Source organism: Moritella sp. Urea-trap-13 (assembly GCF_002836355.1).
Taxonomy (GTDB): domain Bacteria; phylum Pseudomonadota; class Gammaproteobacteria; order Enterobacterales; family Moritellaceae; genus Moritella.
Genome location: NZ_PJCA01000034.1, coordinates 26,039 through 46,843, shown reverse-complemented (window position 1 = coordinate 46,843; position 20,805 = coordinate 26,039). Strand labels below are relative to the sequence as shown.

The window sequence follows — 20,805 nt, the reverse complement described above, 5'->3', positions numbered from 1 at the left end:
ATTGTTTTTAGCAGGCTATAGTTAAGCCAACAAAGGAAGCTAATCATGCATCCTCAACAAATTCAGCTGTATCAGGTCGTCTGTTACAGCACTATTTAGTTTGTTCACTAGGAGTGAGAGATGAGTAACGCGTTTGCAAATCTACAAAAAGTAGGTAAGTCGTTAATGTTACCAGTATCGGTATTACCGGTTGCGGGTATTTTATTAGGTATTGGTGCAGCCAATTTCAGTTTCTTACCTGAAGTCGTCTCACAATTAATGGAACAAGCTGGTGGTTCAGTATTTGGCCAAATGGCATTACTGTTCGCTGTCGGTGTTGCGTTAGGTTTCACTAAAAATGACGGTGTAGCGGGTCTTTCTGCCATTGTTGGTTACGGTATTATGACGGCTACGCTAAGTGTTATGGCCGGCGTTATGGGTGTCGATAAAATTGATACCGGTGTACTTGGTGGTATCCTTGCTGGTGGCTTAGCTGGTTGGGCATTTAATAAATTCTATCGTATTCAATTACCTGAATACCTAGGTTTCTTTGCTGGTAAGCGTGCAGTGCCTATTATCACTGGTTTCTGCTCGATTGCGCTTGGTGCGTTACTTTCTGTTATTTGGCCGCCAATTGGTGCCGTTATTGCTACTTTCTCTGATTGGGCTGCTCATCAAAACCCAACTGTGGCATTTGGTATCTACGGTGTAGTTGAACGTGCGCTTATCCCATTTGGTCTTCACCATATTTGGAATGTACCCTTCTTCTATGAAGCAGGTACTTGTACTAACAATGCTGGTGGAATTGCTCATGGTATCATGACTTGTTTCCTTACCGCTGATGATGCAACACGTGCTGCAGGTAATGGTTTTGGTCAACTTGCTGGTGGTTACTTATTTAAAATGTTCGGTCTTCCTGCTGCTGCTATCGCAATTGCGCATTCAGCTAAACCTGAAAACCGCGCTAAAGTATTAGGTATCATGGCCTCTGCTGCACTGACGTCATTCCTAACGGGTATTACAGAACCAATTGAATTTGCATTCCTATTCGTAGCACCTGTACTTTATGTGATTCATGCACTACTTGCTGGTCTAGCTTATGTCATCACTAACTCAATGGGTATTATTCACGGTCATACGTTCTCGAACGGTTTCATTGACTTTGTTGTTCAAGCACCGCACGCTGCAAAAATGCCATTACTTGTTGGTATTGGTATGGCTTATGCAGCTATCTACTACATTGTATTCCGCGTAGTGATTAAGGTATTAGATCTTAAAACTCCTGGTCGTGAAGATGAAACTGATGACGTAGTTGCTGCGCCTGTATCAACAGATGCAATGGCCGCTGAACTAGTTGCTGCATTCGGTGGTAAAGATAACATCACTAACCTCGACGCATGTATCACGCGTTTACGTATCAGTGTTAACGCGATTGATAAGGTAGACAACGAAAAACTGAAAGCATTGGGCGCAAAAGCGGTCGTGGTTGTCGGTTCAGGTGTTCAAGCTATCTTCGGTACGAAATCTGATAATCTACGTACTGATATGGAACAATATATCAATACGCTATAACTAAACCTTCAGTCTGTTCTAGGCTGTTGAGATAAAAATGGCATCAGTAATGATGCCATTTTTTTGCACTACGATTCTGTATTCCTTCTGTTCTGTATTTTACCATCCTTGAAAGACACAAAATAACTGACTCTAGATAGAGCTGGCCATAATGCACTCTCCATTAAAAGGTGTTTCATGTTAAAAAATATGTCACTCAAAAATAAACTCGCGCTATCAGCTAGTCTGGCCATTATATTGGGCGGAATACTGGTTGCTTCAGTATCATTTTGGTCTTCGTTACAACGCTTAGATGTTGAGATCGCAGAGCGATTACAAGGCTCTTCTGCATCGTATAATAAGTATGTTGCCGATTGGATTGAATCTAAAGGCGTCATCCTAGGCTCGTTATCTAATGATATAGGTCCGGAAACACTGGAAAAACATTTACAACAAATGTCAGTATCGGGTGGGTTTGACAATGTATTCGCTGCCTTTTCTGACGGTAGTCAAAAGAATGCTAATGGTGTCATCTTACCAGCAGGCAATGATGATCCAAGAAAATGGGGCTGGTACATCAATGCTAAAGCGGATCCTTCCAAAGTGTTTATGGACAATCCTACCGTTGCCGCTGCTACCGGAGCAAATGTGGTCTCTTTAGGTAATTTACATCAGCTGCAAGGGCAGCCTGTGGTTATTGGTGCTGATGTTGAAATTAATGATATTTTACAGAGCATGGCGGCCGTGATACTACCTGGCGATGGCTATATGTTTATTGGTAACCAGCAAGGTACTATCTTTGCTCACCAGGATATAAATTTATTGAATAAACAGATCTCTTCGTTAGGGCTCGATTTTGGCGCTATTAAGTTGCATTTAGCTAACCCGAAAATTGAGAAGGTAATGATAAATGGGGTCGAAAATATTGTTTATGCCGAGCCGATTATAGGCAGTGAGCTATTTATTGTTATTGTCGTTAATTATGCTTCCGCAGTTGCGCCATTGTATTCGGCAATATGGAGTCAGGTTATCGCCACAACGCTTGTTGTTATTGTATGCACATTTTTATTCAACTTGTTGTGTAATATGTTATTTCAACCTTTGTTAAGAGTATCCGATGCGCTGGCGTTAATCGCACAGGGTGGTGGAGACCTGACCCAACGTATTGAACTTCATGCTAACGATGAAGTCGGAAAATTAGCCGATAGCTTTAATTTGTTTGTTAGCAGCCAGCAACAGTTAATCCTGCATATTAGAACGCAATCGGAAACCTTGACGAATGAATCCATTGAGGGCGAACGACAGGCTAACCAATCTGTTGGTGATCTTAATCATCAACAGCAAGAAATTGAAATGGTTGCTACGGCCGTGACTGAAATGGCTTCTGCAACCCAAGAGATTGCTTCTCATGCTGAGCAAACCGCCAGCGCGGCGCAAGACTCCACTGGCAGCACTGAACAAGGCCGACAGCTGGTATTGAATTCCAAACATTCGATCAATAATTTAGCCTCTGAAGTGGCTGACGCTTCGAAAGTGATTGGCGATTTAAATCGTCACGCACAAGATATCACCACCATACTGGCGACCATTCAAGGTATTGCAGAGCAAACCAATTTATTGGCGTTGAATGCGGCAATTGAAGCAGCGCGAGCAGGAGAGCAAGGGCGTGGTTTTGCGGTCGTTGCTGATGAAGTTAGGGTGCTATCACAGCGTACTCAGTCATCGACAGAGGAAATTAAAGCCACGATCGATACTTTACAATTGACGACGAAAAAAGCGGTCAATCTCATGGACAGTAGTTCGGAATTGGCGGTTCATTCAGTTGCAGATGCCGATCAAGCGGCGCATGCCTTAGAAGAAATTAATAAGTCGGTGGTATTAATCAGTGATATGGCCACTCAGATTGCCACCGCCGCGGAAGAGCAAACTCAAGTTACAGGGGAAATATCGCAGAATGTCATCGCCATTAAAGATGTGTCGGACACACTCGTTTTAGGTGCTAGCCAGAACTTGGTACAGTCACAGCAACTTAATCATCAGGCAAGTGAATTAAATGGCAAAGTAGCGACATTTATTGTGTAAACAGGTGAGGAAAATCAGTTGTAGTGATGTCGTCGCGTAAAAACGGTATAAGGATTGGTATGATGAGATTAATGGATCTATTCGACTCATGTTACTTATTTCGTTGATTTTTTGTGCTAAAAAAGCCCAGCATTGCTGGGCATTATTATTTACTTAACATGCAAAGATTAGTTGTTTGAGTGTAGTTCTGCGTTTAGTTCAACCGCTGATTTATTGGTTAAACATTCAATTGTGCCTGAGATTGAATTACGACGGAATAACAAGTCATCTTTACCTGCTAAGTCACGCGCTTTAACCACTTCAACCGCTTGGTTGCTAGCATCTAACATTTGTACTTTAGAACCAGCAGTGATGTATAAACCTGATTCAATAGTACAACGGTTACCCAGTGGAATACCTAAACCAGCATTAGCGCCAAGTAAGCAGTTTTCGCCCATCGAGATAACTAACTGACCACCGCCACTCAGTGTACCCATGATAGAAGCGCCGCCGCCGATATCAGAACCGTTACCAACCATCACACCAGCAGAGATACGGCCTTCAACCATGCTCACACCTTCTGTGCCTGCATTAAAGTTAACGAAGCCTTCATGCATGATAGTGGTGCCTTCACCAACGTGTGCACCTAAGCGTACACGTGCTGTGTGAGCAATACGTACACCAGTTGGTACCACATAGTCGGTCATTTTAGGGAATTTATCCACACAGCTTACCGTTAATACTTCACCTGCAAGACGCGCTGTAATTTGACGGTCTGCCAGTTCAGGTAAATCGATAGGACCTTGGTTAGTCCAAGCGATGTTATGCAGTAGACCAAAGATACCGTCTAATACAGTGCCGTGTGGCTTAACTAAACGATGTGAAATCAATTGTAGTTTTAAATAACCTTCAGCAACTGATGCTGGTTTTTCATCTGTAGCAAGAATAACAAGTACGAGTGATTGCTTGCTGCTTGCTGCTGCAGTTGCAAATTTAGCATTGGCAGCATCATCGTTTGCAGTAAATGCCGCTGCAAGTTGCGCAGCTTGTGCTGGCGTTACTTCAATAACTTCATTTTGACCTTGATAACTAACTATTTCGCTAATATCAGCAACCAATTTAGCACTTGGGTTTAGCAGCGGATTAGGGAAAAAAGCTTCGATAATTTTACCAGCAGTATTTTTAGTAGCACTACCGAAAGCGAGTGAAAAAGTGGCCATAGCTGAGAAATCTCCATTTAGAATAAGGGCGTGATATTCATATACCACGCCGGATCTGAGTATTTTTTCTATTTAGTTTTTATTTATTAAAATATTACTGTTAGTTCTATCACATCTGTCTTAGTTGTTTCAAAGAAAAATTGTCTTTGTATTTTCTATAACCGCTAGTTATCAGCTAATTCGGTGATCAGATTATGGCGTAATTCCGCTTGCTGCTCTGGTGATAACGGTTGGTTGTTATTCCCCGAGATGATAAAGAAATCTTCAGCGCGCTCACCAATGGTGGAGATCTTGGCATTATGTAGAACGATATTTTCTGAACTTAATATCGCGCTGATACGGGCCAGTAGTCCCGGTGTATCTAAGGTAATAATTTCGACAAAAGTACGTTTTTTCTTGGTGGCTAAAAAGGTGACTTTCGTTTTCACCGAGAACTGTTTTATTTGTCGGGGAATACGCTGCTTTCTTAGTATCGGTGCTTTACCGGTTTTCAATACCGTTTCTAAGGCCCCTTGCAATGCATAAACACGATCGGGGGCGAGGGCGTCACCGGTTTGATCTAAGATCACAAAGCTATCGAGTACATAACCATTACGGCTTGAGGTGATTTTAGCATCGTGAATATTTAAGCATTTATTGCCTAATGCAGATACTGCAGAGGAAAATAGATGTTTATTTTCTTTAGCATAAATGAAAACTTCATTACCACCACGGGCACTATTTTGACTAATCAGCACTAAAGGTGTTGTTGGATCCTGATGATTCAAAATACCTGTAGTGTGCCAACAGATCTGACTCGGATCGTTACGCAAAAAGTACTCCGAGCGGAATGTCGTCCACAAAGCCTGGATCTGCTCGAGACTAAAACTACTCTTTTCCAAAAGGGCGAGGGCAGTATCTTTATTGTTCTTGATCCTGAATTTAGCATCCAGTGGGTTTTCTAAACCGCGGCGTAAGGCTTGCTGGGTTAGGAAGTACAGTTCACGCAGCAGGGAACCTTTCCAATTATTCCACAAGGTATCATTGGTGGCGCAGATATCCGCAACAGTAAGGCAGTAGAGGTAGTTTAAATGTTCTTGGTCGCCTATGGTGCGAGCAAATTCGGTAATGATCTCGGGATCATGGATATCACGGCGTTGTGCGGTAACAGACATCAACAAGTGATATTTTACTAATCGAGCGACCAGCTTACGATCGGCTTTGTTGATACCGTGTTTCTTACAAAATGCGCGTACATCAATAGCACCAATTTCGGAGTGATTACCTTTTTGGCCTTTACCTATGTCATGGAAAATAGCGGCGATGAGCAATAGCTCTGGCTTTTCTAAACGTGGGTATATCTCACAGCACAATGGATGTGTTTCTTTGGTTTCATCGCGTTTAAAAGAGTCGATAATTTTCACTAAACGATGGGTATGTTCGTCCACTGTGTAGTTATGGAATAGATCAAATTGCATTTGCCCAAGAATACGACTCCACTGTGGAATGTAAGCGGCAATGACACCATGTTTATGCATTAGAGTCAGTGCTAAACCACTGGCGTTAGGATGCTTAAGCAAGAGCATGAATTGTTCACGACATTCGGGAATATCTTCTAACCACATGGTTAATTTACGTCTGGCATCACGGAGTTCGCGTATGGTACCAGCATAAATACCGGTAATATGTTCGTTATCGGCGATGTGACAAAACAACTCGATAATAGCACTGGGACGACGGGTAAATAGGTCGGTACTGGTGGTATCAATCAAACTACCGCGGAGGCGAAAATCGGCGGTGATATTACGCACATCCATACCCACGTGTCCGAGAATCGCTTGATTGAATAGTTGTAGCAGCATTTCATTGAGTTCCGTGACTCGACGGATGGTTTGGTAAAACTGCTTCATCATGGTTTCAACCGCGTGATTACCGTCACCGCTGTAACCCAACGCTTCTGCGACCGAAGTTTGTCGGTCGAAGAGTAGGCGGTTATCACAACGTTTTAAGCCAAGGTGCAGGGCAAAACGTACACGCCACAAAAATTTCTGGCAATCTTCCAGTTCGTGATATTCACCTTTGGTTAAAAAACCGTGATTGGTTAATTCTAAGAAACTGTTGGAGCCAAAATGACGGCGGGTGATCCACAAGATAGTTTGTAAATCACGTAACCCACCTGGGCTGCTTTTTAAATCTGGTTCTAAATTATATGAAGAACCTTTGAACTGGTGATGGCGAGCAAGTTGTTCTTCATGCTTGGCTTGGAAAAAGTCTTGGCTTGGCCAAAACGTTTCAGGGTCAATAATATCCTGCAGTTGCGCATAAGTGTCTTCAGAACCGGTAATTAAGCGCGACTCTAAAAGGTTGGTTGCAATGGTGATATCACCTAAGCCTTTTTCTAAGCATTCCTCAATGGTGCGAACGCTATGACCCACTTCTAAACGTAAATCCCATAACATTGTGATAAAGAGTGAGATGGCTTGCTCTTGCTCTGGTGTTAAGGTTGACGTGGTAGTGATCAGCAAGTCGATGTCTGATTTAGGATGCAATTCACCGCGACCATAACCACCAACCGCGACCAGTGCTAAAGCAGGATGAGTGGCGAGGGTAAACTTTTGCCAAAGTCGATTCAGCAATTGATCCATGTATTCTGCGCGGCAAGATACTAACGCAATAATATCATCACCATCAAAGAAGCGTTGTTCAAGCCAAGACTGAAACTCTTGCATGTGTGATTTACAATGACTAAGGGTTAACTCTTCATCTGAGAGTAATGCGGGAACATATTGAGTTGGATCCATACGACGCCTTCCTGGAGTTCGATAGAAAATGGGAACCGCAGGGCGCTGTTCCCATGTTAACTAATTTTAACAATTAGCGTTTATCTACTATTAATTCAAGCTATCTATTACTAACTTTTAAGATAGGTAAACTAGTTTTTTAAGATACGTGGAATTGTTTCTTCATCACGTAATGTCAGAATTTCACAACCGTCTTTGGTTACCACAAGGGTATGTTCCCATTGTGCAGAATTCTTATTATCTTTGGTTAATACAGTCCAGTGATCATCGGCAACGTGGTTGTGTTTTTTTCCCGCATTGATCATAGGTTCAATCGTGAAGCACATGCCTTCTTTAAGCACTAAGTTCTGGTTGCTTTCGTTGAAGCGTGATTTGTAATGTAATACTTGCGGTTCTTCATGGAATTTTTGACCAATACCGTGACCACAATATTCTTCTACGATTGAGTATTTGCGTGTTGGATTAGCTTTATTGTGCGACTTGATTTTTTTCTCAATGATCTCACCAATGCGGCTTAAGCGTGCACCTGGTTTTACTTGGCGTAAACCTTCATATAGTGCTTCTTGCGAGATACGACATAATTGCTTATCACGTGGAGAAACTTCACCGATGAAAAACATCTTTGATGTATCGCCGTGGAAGCCATCTTTGATTACGGTGATATCCATATTAAGAATATCACCATCTTCTAATGCTCGTTCATCAGGCACACCGTGACAAACAACACTGTTGATCGATGTACAAACTGATTTTGGAAATGCAGTATCATCATTTTCATCGTAGCTTGGGTAAAACAAAGGCGCAGATAATGCATCGTTTGCTAAAGTGAATTCATGGCAACGATCATTTAACTCCTGAGTGGTCACCCCGGCAACTACAAACGGTTCTATCATTTCTAGTACTTGTGCTGCTAGACGACCAGCAACGCGCATTTTTTCGATTTGCTCTTCAGTTTTAATGATTACGCTCATTTTTCACTCTTCAATATAGATAAATGTTTTGTTTTATGGCTTTTATTGTAACGCTAATGCGAGTGATAAGCATAAATTTTTTTTGCGGATCAATGCTTCTCTGCCATGGCTTGCTCTTTGTAGGTATTAGCAGGCAGGTGAATAATAAATGTGATGCCAAGAATTATGCTGATAACCCGCTAGAATAAGGGATGCGTGCGATGTTATTTGATGGTGTAATGAGCAAAAAATTATGCCTCAAAATTTGTGCTATTTATCTGTATATGATATAAAGCGCGCAATGAATTAACAAATTCCAGCTACTGGTTATTTGTTAAACTTCATACACACATATTTTATATAAATCACACACACATCGTCACATTTGTCGGGGTGCTTTTGTTTTGTTTGGTTAGTGCTTGATTTTATTACGCTAACTTAGATTCAAAGGTCGAAAAAATGGGATGTGTGGAGGCCTAACCCCATACAAACTTAAGGAATTAAAATGTCTACAGTATCAATGCGCGATATGCTACAAGCAGGTGTTCACTTCGGTCACCAAACTCGTTACTGGAACCCAAAGATGAAGCAATACATCTTTGGCGCTCGTAGTAAAGTACATATCATCAACTTAGAGCAAACTGTTCCAATGTTCAACGACGCACTTGGTTTTATCAAGAACGTTGCAGACAAAAAAGGTAAAGTTCTTTTTGTTGGTACTAAAAAAGCTGCTGGCGAAACAATCAAAGAAGCTGCACTTTCATGTGACCAGTTCTACGTTGATCACCGCTGGTTAGGTGGTATGTTGACTAACTGGAAAACAGTTCGCCAATCAATCAAGCGTCTAACTACTCTAGAAGCACAATCACAAGACGGTACATTCGAGCAACTTACTAAGAAAGAAGCTCTAATGAACACACGTGAAATGGAAAAACTAGAGAAAAGCCTTGGTGGTATCAAAACTATGGGCGGTTTACCTGACGTTATCTTCGTAATCGATGCTGACCACGAGCACATCGCTATTAAAGAAGCTAACAACCTAGGTATCCCAGTAGTAGCTATTGTTGATACTAACTCAAACCCAGACAACATCGATTTTGTTGTACCTGGTAACGATGATGCGATCCGTGCTATCAAACTTTATGCAGGTGCTGTTGCAGCAACTGTAAATGAAGGCCGTAATCAAGACATCGCTGCACAAGCGGAAAGCGACTTCATCGAAGAAGCTAAATAATAAAGCTTTTCGATTTAATCGATGCTCTTATTAACTAAGTGCACTATTTAGTTAACAGGAGCCATATGGCTCCTGTTTTTTTTTGTATAGAAATTGAGGAAATTACCCATGGCAATTACTGCTGCAATGGTTAAAGAACTGCGCGAACGTACAGCTGCAGGCATGATGGATTGTAAAAAAGCTTTAGTTGAAGCTGAAGGCGATATGGAATTAGCAATCGAGAACATGCGTAAATCAGGCGCTGTTAAAGCGGCTAAAAAAGCTGGTCGTATTGCTGCTGAAGGCGTTGTTAAAACTAAAATTGCTAACGGCGTTGCTGTTCTAGTTGAAATTAACTCAGAAACAGATTTCGTAGCAAAAGATGCAAGCTTCCTAGCATTTGCTAACCAAGTTGTTGAAGTTGCTCACGCTGGTGAATTCGATTCAGCTGAAGCACTACTAGCTGCTAAATTTGATGCTGAATTAACAGTTGAAGAAGCGCGTGCTAACCTAATTGCTAAAATTGGCGAGAACATCAATGTTCGTCGTTCAGTTGTAGTTAAAGGTGATAACATGGCGTCTTACATACATGGCGGCACTATCGGTGTTGTTACTGTACTTAAAGGCGGTAACGAAGAACTAGCTAAGAAACTTGCTATGCACGTAGCAGCAGCTAAGCCAGAATTCGTTAAACCTGAAGATGTACCTGCTTCAGTTGTTGAAAAAGAAAAAGCGATCCAAATCGAAATCGCAGTGAACAGTGGCAAACCACAAGAAATCGCTGAGAAAATGGTTGTTGGTCGTATGAAGAAATTCACTGGTGAAGTGAGCCTTACAGGTCAAGCTTTCATCATGGAACCTTCAAAAACTGTTGGTCAACTTCTTAAAGAAGAAGGCGCTGACGTTTTAAACTTCATCCGTATCGAAGTTGGTGAAGGCATCGAAAAAGCTGAAGATGATTTCGCAGCTGAAGTTGCAGCTACAGTAGCAGCAGCACAAAAAGCATAATTTAATTATTGCTGAAGATTTAATATAGACCGCGGCTTAGGCTGCGGTTTTTCCACAATTAGGATAAAGAGATCATGATGACTACCAACCCGAAACCTGCATATCGTCGTATTTTATTAAAACTTAGCGGTGAAGCGCTGATGGGCGACGAGAATTTTGGTATTGACCCTAAAGTTCTGGATCGCATGGCGCAAGAAATCAAAGAAATTGTTGAGCTGGGTGTTCAAGTTGGTTTAGTTATTGGTGGCGGTAACTTATTCCGTGGTGCAGGTCTTGCTGAAGCGGGTATGAACCGTGTAGTGGGCGATCACATGGGCATGTTAGCGACTGTGATGAATGGCTTAGCAATGCGTGATGCACTCCACCGTGCTTATGTGAATGCTCGTTTAATGTCTGCAATTGAATTACGTGGCGTATGTGACAGCTATAACTGGGCTGAAGCAATTAGCTTATTAAAAACTGGCCGAGTAGTGATCTTCTCTGCTGGTACAGGTAACCCATTCTGTACAACTGATTCTGCTGCGTGTTTACGTGGTATCGAAATTGAAGCTGATATTGTATTAAAAGCAACAAAAGTTGATGGTGTATACTCTGAAGATCCAGTAAAAAATCCAAATGCTGAATTTTACGATAACCTTGAGTATCGTGAAGTTGTAGAAAAAGAACTTAAAATCATGGATCTATCTGCATTCACTATGGCACGTGACCATAATTTACCGATGCGCGTATTTAACATGAATAAGCCAGGTGCTTTACGCCGTGTTATTATGGGTGAAGCTGAAGGCACATTGATTTCAAATGCAGCAAAGAAATAAAACTAAGTCTCAGATTCAGTAAATAAATACAATAGTTTAAAGTTTAGAGGCATTATAACAAGACCTCTAAATTGAATTGATTTACACTAAGTAAGTAAATTCTCATCGATAAGGCAATGGCGACCATTGCTCGACAAATTTAAGGAATACGTTGTGATCAACGAAATTAAAGATGACGCTCAGACCCGTATGGGCAAAACTATCGACGCATTAAAAGGTCAACTATCTAAAGTTCGAACTGGCCGTGCACACCCAAGTATCCTAAACGGTATTACTGTTTCTTACTATGGTGCTAACACTCCGTTGAATCAAATTGGTAACGTAGGTACTGAAGATTCACGTACATTAAGCATTACTGTATTTGATGCCACTATGGTAAAAGCGGTAGAAAAAGCAATCATGTCGTCTGATTTGGGTCTTAACCCTCAGTCTGCTGGTACCAATATCCGTATTCCATTACCAGCGCTAACAGAAGAACGTCGTAAGAGCTTAATCAAAGTTGTACGTGCTGATGCAGAACAATGCCGTGTTGCTATTCGTAACATCCGTCGTGATGCAAATGGCGATATTAAAGCGCTATTAAAAGAAAAAGAAATCGGTGAAGATGATGATCGCCGTGCACAAGACGAAATTCAAAAAATGACTGATGTCAATATCAAGCAAGTTGATACGATATTAGCAGACAAAGAAAAAGACTTAATGGAAGTGTAATCTCGATTACATTTTTTAAGACGCCGTATTTCGATACGGCGTTTTAATTTTTAATGGATAAAGATAGTAATGGTAAACTCAACTGAACTCGAAGCGTTAGTCAATGACTCGAAACCTAAGCATGTTGCAATCATCATGGATGGCAATGGGCGTTGGGCGCAGCAGCGTGGTAAAATACGTGTTAAAGGCCACCATGAAGGTGTTAAGTCTGTTCGTCAAGTTGTGAGTAGTGCATTAGCTATAGGAATTGAGTCGTTAACGTTATTTGCGTTTAGTAGTGAAAATTGGCGTCGACCAGAAGCTGAAGTTAGTATGTTAATGAAGTTATTCATGACAGTGTTAACGCGAGAAGTGAAGAAACTACATAAAAACCAAATCCGCCTAAAAATCATTGGTGATGTATCTGCATTTAGTCTAGCCATTCAAGCCAAGATTACTGAAGCTGAAACGTTAACGTGTAATAACACTAAACTCACGCTCAATATTGCGGCCAACTACGGTGGTCAATCTGATATCGCCAATGCCGCGAAGCAGATTGCTATCGCAGTTAAAACTGGCGAAATAAGCTTAGATCAAATTGATGACAAAATGTTGGGGCAGCATATTGCCATGGCTGACCAGCCAGCTGTTGATTTGATGATCCGCACGGGTGGCGATCACCGGATTAGTAATTTTCTGTTATGGCAACTCGCGTATGCGGAATTATATTTCACTGACACCTTATGGCCTGACTTTGATAAAACGGCATTTGAAGATGCTATTTTTAGCTTTGTAAACAGAGAACGTCGTTTTGGTGGCACAGGTGAACAGATCCGAGCTATTTTAACTAAACAGCAATAAACACATATAGTAGCGTTGAGATAAAATTCTGGACGTTTTTTAATAGGAGAACAACTTTGCTTAAGCAACGAATTACCACCGCATTAATTTTAGCTCCATTAGCGCTTGCCGCTATCTTTCTGTTACCTCTACAGTGGTTCGCACTTGCAATCGCAGGTGTGTTTATCTTAGCAACCAAAGAGTGGGCGGTATTGGTCGATAAGAATAACAGTAAATTACCGAATGCGCTTATCGTTGGTTACTCACTTATTCTGGGTGCGACATTATTAGTTATTCCACCCGATGTACGTCATATCTGGCAAGTGACGGATAATAATGAAACTGTGTTAGTACCCTTAGTCAGTGGTATTTTGACTGTCGGTGCTGTGTGGTGGTTAATTTGCGCAGCATTAGTATTAACTTATCCAAACAGCGCTAAAGCGTGGACTAAGAATACCTTAGTGAAAGTCGTCTTTGGTATTGTTACCTTAGTGCCATTTTTTTGGGCAATGCTAGCACTGCGTTCTTATCAATATTTCCATGATCCACTGGCTGGTGCATGGTTAGTGATGCTAGTGATGTTCTTAGTATGGGGCGCAGATTCAGGTGCTTACTTTACTGGCAAGAAATTTGGTAAAAATAAATTAGCACCAAGAGTAAGCCCGGGTAAAACCCGAGAAGGCTTTTTGGGTGGTGTTGTTGTATCTATGCTTATCGCGCTAATTGCTGCAGTTGTGATGACGGTTTCACCTTCAGGGGAACTTGATAGCACTAAGTTTGTCATAATCCTGTTCACGTGCTTTATCACGTCAATTTCATCAACATTAGGTGATCTTAACGAGAGTATGTTTAAACGTGAAGCGGGTGTAAAAGACAGTGGAACGTTATTACCTGGTCACGGCGGCATTTTAGATCGTATTGATAGCTTAACGGCTGCATTACCGGTATTTGCTGTTATTTATTTAGTTTGTTTTTAAGGGAGCGTTATTGTGATTGGATTAACGATACTGGGTGCCACCGGCTCGATTGGTAAAAGTACCCTTACAGTTGTTCGTAATAATCCTGAGCGCTTTCGGATACAGGCTTTAACGGCGAATAGTAATGTCACTGAGATGCTGGCGCAATGTTTAGAATTTAAACCTTGTTATGCCGTAATGCTTAATGATGTTGCCGCAAGCCAGTTAGCGCAACAACTAAAATCACTTAACTGCTCTACTGAGGTGTTATCTGGGATGGACGCCTTATGCCAGGTTGCAGCGCTTGATGAGAGTGACATGGTGATGGCGGCGATTGTTGGTGCCGCAGGACTAATGCCTACGTTAGCTGCAGTGCGTGCTGGTAAACGTATTTTGCTGGCCAATAAAGAAGCGCTAGTGATGTCTGGCGCTTTATTTATGCAAGAAGTAAAAGCCAGTGGCGCGCAATTATTACCGATTGATAGTGAACACAATGCCATATTCCAAGCGATGCCTTTGGCTGTGCAAAGCAACTTGGGTTTTTGTAACCTTGTTGCAGAGGGCATCAGTAAAATATTATTAACCGGTTCTGGTGGTCCATTCCGTTATAGCGATATTGCAGATTTAGCTGCGGTGACGCCGGCACAGGCTTGTGCGCATCCTAACTGGTCTATGGGTCAGAAAATCTCAGTTGATTCAGCGACCATGATGAATAAAGGCTTAGAGTATATTGAAGCTAAGTGGTTATTTAATGCTGACGAAGCGCAGATCCAAGTGGTTATCCATCCTCAGTCTGTGATCCACTCTATGGTGCAATATACTGATGGTTCAGTGTTAGCACAAATGGGGGAACCGGATATGTGTACGCCAATTGCCCATGCAATGGCTTATCCTCAGCGCATCCCTTCAGGTGTTAAACCACTCGATTTCTTCGAAATGGGTGAATTGACCTTCTTGAAACCTGATTATACCCGTTACCCTTGTTTGAAATTAGCCATAGATGCTTGTTATCAAGGTCAAGCGGCAACCACCACGTTAAATGCAGCGAATGAAATTGCGGTAGATGCCTTCTTAACGGGGCAAATTGGTTTCACCGATATTGCCCGTGTCAATGCCAGCGTTTTGGAACGTTTAAGTATTTCTGCAGCGAACAGTATTGATGCCTTGATTGATATTGATGCCATGGCGCGAATCGACGCCCAACAAACAATAAGCAGAGTCGCAAAATGATATCGTCTTTATGGAATCTAGGTGCATTCATTATTGCCCTAGGCATTTTAGTTGCTATACACGAGTTTGGTCACTTTTGGGTAGCACGTCGCTGTGGCGTTAAAGTATTACGTTTTTCGATTGGTTTTGGTAAAACGCTATGGATGCGTACCGGTAAAGACGGTACTGAATATGCTGTCGCCATGATCCCATTAGGCGGCTTTGTTAAGATGCTTGATGAACGCGTTGATGACGTACCTGAAGAATTAAAATCACAATCCTTTAATCGTAAACCGGTATTAGCCAGGATCGCCATTGTTGCTGCTGGGCCGTTAGCAAACTTCGCGTTAGCCATTGTGGCTTTTTGGCTGATGTTCATGATCGGCGTACCGAGTGTAAAACCAGTGATTGGTGATGTAGCTCCGCATTCGGTGATGGCGCAAGCTGGTGTGACGAATAAAGCGATTATTACTGCGATTGATGGTCAAGCTGTTCAAGATTGGAATGACGTTAGTCTTAAGTTAATTGAACACATGGGTGAACCATCTATGGCGATGCAGTTATATCTTGAGGACACTCACTATACGGTATCGCGACAGGTTGATTTACGTGAATGGCAGTTTGATCCTGAGCGCGAGTCACCGATTACCAGCATGGGGTTAACGCCTTACCGACCAGCGGTGAGTCAAGAACTGGCTGAAGTCATTAAAGGCAGTGCCGGTGAAAAGGCGGGTCTATTGGCTGGCGATAAAATTATTGCAGTAGCAGAGCAACCTATTGATAGTTGGTTAATGCTAGTTGATCAAATACAAAATAGTCCAGACCAGACATTAGCAATAAGCATACTGCGTAATGGCCAACAATTAGTATTGAATGTGACACCAAAAGGTAAAGCAGATGCCGATGGCGTATTAAAAGGTTATTTAGGCGTTGCACCTGTGGTTGCCAGTTATCCTGAAGATTATCTTGTTGATATTCAATATGGTATTCTAGATTCAGTACAACAGTCTGTGGAACGAACTTGGCAGCTTACGGCGCTGACATTTAAGATGATTGGCCGTTTAGTGACCGGTGACATTTCGCTGAATAACTTAAGTGGACCGATTTCTATTGCCAAAAGTGCGGGCGCCAGTGCGGATTATGGCTTGGTTTATTTCTTAGGTTTCCTTGCCTTGATTAGTGTTAATTTAGGCTTAATGAATTTAATGCCACTGCCAGTACTAGATGGTGGCCATCTAATGTATTACACATTTGAACTGATTACCGGTCGACCTGTATCTGAAAAGATCCAAGAGTTTGGTTTTAAAATTGGTTCAGTCATTATTATGCTATTAACGGGACTTGCCTTATTTAATGACTTCGCTCGTTTATAAGTCATTGAATTACGTTTTAGGGATTATTTACTCAGAATGATAATTAATAAATATATAGTTGGCGTACTACTTTCAAGTGCTTGCTTAATTACCAGTGCGACAGCTGCTGAAAATAGCTTCATTGTTGACGATATTCAAGTCGAAGGCTTACAACGTGTAACGCTCGGTGCGGCATTATTGAATATTCCACTGCGAGAAGGTGATCGCGTCAGCAGCAGTGATACCGCGTTAGCCGTGAAGAAATTATACGCATCAGGCAACTTTGATGATATTGAGCTGTACCGTGATGGTGCGACGCTAGTTTTTAAAGTTACTGAATTACCGACGATTAGTAGCATTGAATTTGTTGGTAATGAGGCGATCCCAGAAGAACAATTACAAGAAAGTCTTAATTCATCTGGCATTCGTGTTGGCGAGCCGATTGATCGCACTATCATTCGTTCGGTAGAGCAGGGATTGCAGGAATTCTATTATGGCGCAGGTCGTTATAGCGCAAAAATAAATACCATTATTACCCCGTTACCACGTAACCGTATTGATATTAAATTTAGTTTCGTTGAAGGTAAATCAGCGGAAATTAAACAGCTCAATATTTTAGGTAACACGGTTTACTCAACCGCAGAATTAAAAAATATATTTGAGCTCAGTGATCATACGCCGTGGTGGAACTTTATGGCTGATCAGCAGTATCAAAAACAAATGCTGGCTGGTGATTTAGAGAAACTGCGTAGCCATTATGTTGATAAGGGTTATATCCGTTTTAAAACTGAATCAACGCAAGTTTCCATGACGCCAGATAAACAAGGTATTTATATCACCCTTAAAGTGGATGAAGGTGAGCAATATAAACTCGGTCACATTGTGTTAACCGGTGATCTACTCGATAAAGAACAAGAGTTACGCGGTTTATTAGCGCTTAACTCAGGCGAGCTATACAGTGGTGCCAGTGTCACGGCAACAGAAGAAAGCCTCAGTCGTTATTTAAGCCGCTTTGGTTATGCATATCCAAAAGTATCTACCTATCCAGAAATAAATGACGAAGACCATACGGTTAACCTCACTATTGCGGTTGAACCGGGCCCGCGTATTTATGTGCGCCGTATTAACTTTGCCGGTAATGATGTCACTAAAGATGAAGTACTGCGTCGCGAAATGCGTCAGATGGAAGGAACTTGGTTATCGAACCGCTTAATTGACCGTTCTAAAACGCGTCTTAACCAACTTGGTTTCTTTGAAACCGTGAACACTAATACAGTACGTGTACCGGGTCAGATGGATGTGGTTGACGTTAATGTGCAAGTGAAAGAACAACCAGCAGGCTCATTTAATGCCGGTATTGGTTATGGTTCAGAATCTGGTTTAAGTTTAAATGCCGGTATTCAACAGGATAACTTCTTTGGTACCGGTAATAAGGCGGGTATCAGTGTTAGTACCAATGACTACTCGAAAAATGCCAGCTTAAATTATACCGACCCGTACTTTACGGTTGATGGTGTGAGCTTTGGTGGTAAACTTTATTTCACTGACTTTGAAGCATCAGAAGCGGACATTGTCGATTATAACAACCGTACTTATGGTGTATCGGGTACCTTAGGTTTCCCTGTTAACGAAAACAATACCCTGAGCTTTAGTTTAGGTTATGAATGGAATAAAATCTCGCAAACTACTACCTATGCACAAACTCAGATTTTCTGGGATATTTATGATAAAGATTTTGATGCTGACGGTAGCTTTGTCGTATTCCAAGGTTTTGATGTTTCAGCATCTTGGCGTCGCCGTACCTTAAATCGCGGGGTATTTGCCACATCGGGTTCGGAACAAAAAGCTAACTTTACCATGACAGTACCTGGTTCAGATGTACAGTATTTTAAAATGAGCTTGGATAATAAGTATTATGTGCCGATATCAAGCAACCATCGCTGGTCAGTATTGATGCGTGGTCGCGTGGCTTATGGTAATGGTTATGGTCAGACATCCAATGGTGATGATCACATCTTACCATTTTATGAAAACTACTATGCCGGTGGTTTCTACTCGGTACGTGGTTTTAACAGTAATACCATTAGTCCAAAAGGCATACAAAATACCGCAGGTCCGAGTAACCCTGGTGATACCGGCTACGTTGCGACGGACTCTTCGGTTGGTGGTAATGCCCTAGCAACGGGTAGTGTTGAACTAATTTTCCCAACACCATTTTTAAGCGAAGAATACGCTAATCTTGTACGTACAACGGTATTTGTTGATGCTGGTTCAGTATGGGATACGGAGTTTAACTCCAGCGACTATCCGAGCGGAAGTTGTTTAGGAAATTGTGACAACTTTGGTGACTATTCTGACCCTGCGCGTATACGTGCCTCTGTGGGTGTTAGTTTACAGTGGCTATCACCAATGGGCCCATTAGTATTCTCATTGGCCACGCCATTGAAAGAATACGAAGGCGACAAAACAGAAGTATTCACCTTTAATATTGGTAGCACTTTCTAAGCCAAAGCATATTGAATAAATGCGTACGTTCAGTATCAGAACGTGCGCCTTAAGTTTAAATCTAATTAGGGATTAACATGAAAAAAATTATTAAAGCAACAGCATTAGCCTTGGCACTTGGTGCATCATTTACTGCCAGTGCAGCTGGTTATGCCGTCGTTGATGCCGGTCAAATATTACAGCAATTACCACAACGTGAAGCAATTGGTAAACGTTTGAACGAAGAATTCCAAACGCGCGCTGTAGAACTAAATAAGTTGCAAAAAGAATTGGTTACATTAAACGAGAAACGTCAGCGTGATGCAGCGTTAATGACACCACAAGAGCAAACTAAACTGGTGCGTAAATTAGAAGAATTAGATGCACAGCTAAAATTAAAAGGCAAAGCGTTTAAAGAAGATCAGCAACGTCGTGGTCAAGAAGAAAATAACAAGCTGTTAGTATTATTACAAAATGCCATTGAAACCGTCTCTAAGCGTGATGGTTATGATCTGGTGATCACCAAACAAGCGGCTTTATTCCTAGATCCAAAATTAGATATCTCTGATAAAATAATACAAGAATTAAGCAAGTAATTATATTTCACCGTACTAAAAGTATAGTAAAATAGCATAAGAATTTTTATAGATAGAAAGGTTTAACATGGCAATGACGTTACAACAAATAGCAACGGCAATTCAAGCTGAGCTACACGGCGATGGTAGTATTGAGATCAGTACGATTAATTCGATGCAAAATGCACAGCCGGGTAGTATCACTTTTTTAAGCGATAGCAAATACAGCGCTCAATTAGCTACTGTTGCAGCTTCTGCAGTAATTGTTAAACCTGATGATCTTGCAGCGTGTAATACCAATGCACTTGTGATGAAAAACCCGTACGTTGGTTTTGCGTTAGTGGCACAGTTGCTTGATACTACACCCGCACCAGCTACTGATATTGCGTCAAGTGCGGTTATTGCAGACGATGTGGTACTGGGTGAAAATGTGGCCATCGGTGCCAATGCTGTTATCGAAACGGGTGTGACGTTAGCAGATAATGTTGTTATCGGCGCTGGTTGTTTTGTTGGTAAAAATACCATTATTGGTCAGAGCACTAAATTGTGGGCAAATGTTACTATCTACCACAATATTGCAATTGGCAGTGATTGTCTGATCCAAAGTGGCGCTGTAATCGGCGCTGACGGTTTTGGTTATGCCAATGATGGTGGCCGTTGGATCAAGATCCCACAACTCGGCCGAGTAATCATCGGCGATCGCGTTGAAATTGGTGCGTGCACTACGATTGATCGCGGTGCGTTAGATAATACCATTATTAGCGACGGCGTGATTTTAGATAATCAGTGTCAAGTCGGCCATAATGTTGAAATAGGTGAAAACACCGCTATCTCTGGCGGTACTCTGCTAGCAGGAAGCTTAAAATTAGGTAAACAATGCATGATTGGTGGTGGTAGTGTTATCAATGGTCATATGGAAATAACCGATAACGTTAATATCACCGGCATGTCGATGGTAATGCGACCGATTGATAAAGCGGGTTTGTATTCATCTGGTATTCCGGCACAAGCTAATCGTGAATGGCGTCGTCAAACGGCTCGTGTAATGAAAATTGATGATATGCATAAACGCTTATCGAAACTAGAAAAATCAAGCTAAACCTAAGCGTTATAAAGCTTTCG

General features: G+C 41.7%; 16 protein-coding genes. 13 read left to right on the top strand and 3 right to left on the bottom strand.

The window, feature by feature from the left end; all coding sequences use genetic code 11:
• Positions 1-120 precede the first annotated feature (120 nt).
• Entirely contained in the window at positions 121-1,551 is a 1,431-nt protein-coding gene (ptsG, locus tag CXF93_RS16040) for a PTS glucose transporter subunit IIBC (protein ID WP_101063547.1), read from the top strand.
• Positions 1,552-1,728: 177 nt separating this feature from the next.
• Positions 1,729-3,612 (top strand): methyl-accepting chemotaxis protein, encoded by a 1,884-nt coding sequence (locus CXF93_RS16035; protein ID WP_101063546.1) that lies wholly within the window; start codon positions 1,729-1,731, stop codon positions 3,610-3,612.
• 167 nt (positions 3,613-3,779) lie between these two features.
• On the opposite strand, the gene dapD is transcribed toward CXF93_RS16035, so the two are convergent.
• From dapD to map, 3 genes are all read right to left on the bottom strand, one after another.
• A complete protein-coding gene (gene dapD, locus CXF93_RS16030; protein ID WP_101063545.1) occupies positions 3,780-4,811 on the bottom strand; it encodes a 2,3,4,5-tetrahydropyridine-2,6-dicarboxylate N-succinyltransferase in 1,032 nt (343 codons plus the stop codon).
• A 164-nt stretch (positions 4,812-4,975) separates the two neighbouring features.
• The gene (gene glnD / locus CXF93_RS16025; RefSeq protein WP_101063544.1) at positions 4,976-7,591 is read right to left on the bottom strand and encodes a bifunctional uridylyltransferase/uridylyl-removing protein GlnD; all 2,616 of its coding nucleotides are present in this window, start codon (positions 7,589-7,591) and stop codon (positions 4,976-4,978) included.
• A gap of 131 nt (positions 7,592-7,722) precedes the next feature.
• Complete coding sequence (gene map / locus CXF93_RS16020; RefSeq protein WP_101063543.1) at positions 7,723-8,562, bottom strand: type I methionyl aminopeptidase; 840 nt, start codon at positions 8,560-8,562, stop codon at positions 7,723-7,725.
• A 484-nt stretch (positions 8,563-9,046) separates the two neighbouring features.
• Between map and rpsB the strand changes: the two genes are divergently transcribed.
• From rpsB to lpxD, 11 genes are all read left to right on the top strand, one after another.
• The gene (gene rpsB, locus CXF93_RS16015) at positions 9,047-9,775 is read left to right on the top strand and encodes a 30S ribosomal protein S2 (protein ID WP_017223042.1); all 729 of its coding nucleotides are present in this window, start codon (positions 9,047-9,049) and stop codon (positions 9,773-9,775) included.
• A 108-nt stretch (positions 9,776-9,883) separates the two neighbouring features.
• Positions 9,884-10,762 (top strand): translation elongation factor Ts, encoded by an 879-nt coding sequence (tsf, locus tag CXF93_RS16010; RefSeq protein WP_101063542.1) that lies wholly within the window; start codon positions 9,884-9,886, stop codon positions 10,760-10,762.
• A 77-nt stretch (positions 10,763-10,839) separates the two neighbouring features.
• Complete coding sequence (pyrH, locus tag CXF93_RS16005; protein WP_026006326.1) at positions 10,840-11,577, top strand: UMP kinase; 738 nt, start codon at positions 10,840-10,842, stop codon at positions 11,575-11,577.
• A 153-nt stretch (positions 11,578-11,730) separates the two neighbouring features.
• Positions 11,731-12,288 (top strand): ribosome recycling factor, encoded by a 558-nt coding sequence (gene frr / locus CXF93_RS16000; protein ID WP_101063541.1) that lies wholly within the window; start codon positions 11,731-11,733, stop codon positions 12,286-12,288.
• Positions 12,289-12,357: 69 nt separating this feature from the next.
• Complete coding sequence (uppS, locus tag CXF93_RS15995; RefSeq protein ID WP_101063540.1) at positions 12,358-13,128, top strand: polyprenyl diphosphate synthase; 771 nt, start codon at positions 12,358-12,360, stop codon at positions 13,126-13,128.
• Positions 13,129-13,184: 56 nt separating this feature from the next.
• Positions 13,185-14,084: a CDP-archaeol synthase gene (locus CXF93_RS15990; protein ID WP_101063539.1), complete on the top strand. Its 900-nt coding sequence runs from the start codon at positions 13,185-13,187 to the stop codon at positions 14,082-14,084.
• Between the two features lie 12 nt (positions 14,085-14,096).
• A complete protein-coding gene (gene ispC / locus CXF93_RS15985; RefSeq protein WP_101063538.1) occupies positions 14,097-15,293 on the top strand; it encodes a 1-deoxy-D-xylulose-5-phosphate reductoisomerase in 1,197 nt (398 codons plus the stop codon).
• Positions 15,290-16,645: a sigma E protease regulator RseP gene (gene rseP, locus CXF93_RS15980; RefSeq protein WP_101063537.1), complete on the top strand. Its 1,356-nt coding sequence runs from the start codon at positions 15,290-15,292 to the stop codon at positions 16,643-16,645. The genes ispC and rseP overlap by 4 nt, the downstream gene beginning before the upstream one ends.
• A 36-nt stretch (positions 16,646-16,681) precedes the next feature.
• Positions 16,682-19,129 (top strand): outer membrane protein assembly factor BamA, encoded by a 2,448-nt coding sequence (gene bamA, locus CXF93_RS15975; protein WP_101063536.1) that lies wholly within the window; start codon positions 16,682-16,684, stop codon positions 19,127-19,129.
• A gap of 77 nt (positions 19,130-19,206) precedes the next feature.
• Positions 19,207-19,704: an OmpH family outer membrane protein gene (locus CXF93_RS15970; RefSeq protein WP_101063535.1), complete on the top strand. Its 498-nt coding sequence runs from the start codon at positions 19,207-19,209 to the stop codon at positions 19,702-19,704.
• A 67-nt stretch (positions 19,705-19,771) separates the two neighbouring features.
• The gene (lpxD, locus tag CXF93_RS15965; protein ID WP_101063534.1) at positions 19,772-20,782 is read left to right on the top strand and encodes a UDP-3-O-(3-hydroxymyristoyl)glucosamine N-acyltransferase; all 1,011 of its coding nucleotides are present in this window, start codon (positions 19,772-19,774) and stop codon (positions 20,780-20,782) included.
• Positions 20,783-20,805: the final 23 nt, after the last annotated feature.